Raw genomic sequence first — 1,191 nt, 5'->3', positions numbered from 1 at the left:
TAAAGGGCTAAGAGAAAAGTTATTTTCTAGGGAGATTAGATTTCAGGAATTTAACGATGAGTGGAAATTACAGAGTCTGGGAGATATAGGAGAAGTATTTAATGGGCTTTCAGGGAAAACTAAAGACAATTTTGGAACCGGTAAACCTTACATCCAATACAAACAAATTTTTGATTCTTCCAAAGTTCATATAAAAAATTGTGGATTTGTAGAAATTTCAGAGAATGAAAATCAGAATCGTGTAATGTATGGTGATGTGTTTTTTACGATTTCATCTGAAACACCTAAAGAGATAGGAATGTCTTCGGTCTTATTAGAAGAAGTAGGTGAAATGTATTTAAATAGTTTCTGTTTTGCCTATAGACCATCATCATCTCAAGTCATTAATCCACTTTTTTCGAGTTATTTATTCAGAAGTTTTAATTTTAGAAAAGAAATAATTAAGCTCGCGCAAGGCAGTACTCGATACAATATGTCTAAAGGCGAATTAATGAAATTAACTATCATATTACCATCTTTGGAAGAACAAAAAGATATTTCTCAATTGCTTTTTTCAATTGATAGTAAGATAGAGGTAGAGAAAACTATTTTAAATAAATACCAATTTCAAAAGCAATATTTGTTACAGAACTTATTTATATAAACAAGTTCTGTAACAAATGTTTTTTCTGTTGTTGATATTTTTTAAGAAGTTTACTTTCTATGGCTACTTTGTTTGATAAACTATCCAGAGCTAATATGACTTTTTCCTGTACATAAATATTGGGAATTTTTACTTCAAATTTTTCTAATGCAGATTTTTGAATATTGGGTAATCCAGAACCTACTCGTAGTGCCATAATTTTGTTTTCATTTGCTTTCAGGTAATAATATAAATATTTGTTTTTAATGCTGTTATGAATATTATTTAGTGTATAGCAATGCCCTCCATACCAAAATTTAGAATTGTTAAACTGAACATATCCACAGGAATTTCCACCTTCACTTATCGAAATTGTTTTTGCTTCTGAATTATATTCAGAATAGTAGCCAGATGGTGATATTCCTCCATTCATTACATAATAAAGTCCTGTTTCAGATAATTCAGATGCGTTTATTTGTTCCCCTTTTTTTATAATGCAAAGTAGTTTTAAAGGTAGAACAGAAAATTGAAATCGCCCTGCCTCAAATATTTTTTGATAAAGCCCTTTA

General features: G+C 29.4%; 2 protein-coding genes. One reads left to right on the top strand and one right to left on the bottom strand.

The genetic code is table 11. The annotated features are described in order from the left end of the window. The coding region (locus SCA31_RS22385; RefSeq protein WP_410699263.1) for a restriction endonuclease subunit S at positions 1–643 on the top strand (643 nt) is incomplete at its 5' end. Here the strand turns inward: SCA31_RS22385 and SCA31_RS22380 are convergent. Further along, on the bottom strand, positions 636–1,191 hold a 556-nt coding region (locus tag SCA31_RS22380), incomplete at its 5' end, for a restriction endonuclease subunit S (RefSeq protein ID WP_410699262.1). The two genes, SCA31_RS22385 and SCA31_RS22380, sit on opposite strands and share 8 nt — an antisense overlap.

Origin of the sequence: Chryseobacterium sp. SIMBA_028 (assembly GCF_046535285.1) — a bacterium.
Taxonomy (GTDB): domain Bacteria; phylum Bacteroidota; class Bacteroidia; order Flavobacteriales; family Weeksellaceae; genus Chryseobacterium.
The sequence above is the reverse complement of the archived record's forward strand: the minus strand, read 5'-3'. Positions and strand labels throughout refer to the sequence as shown.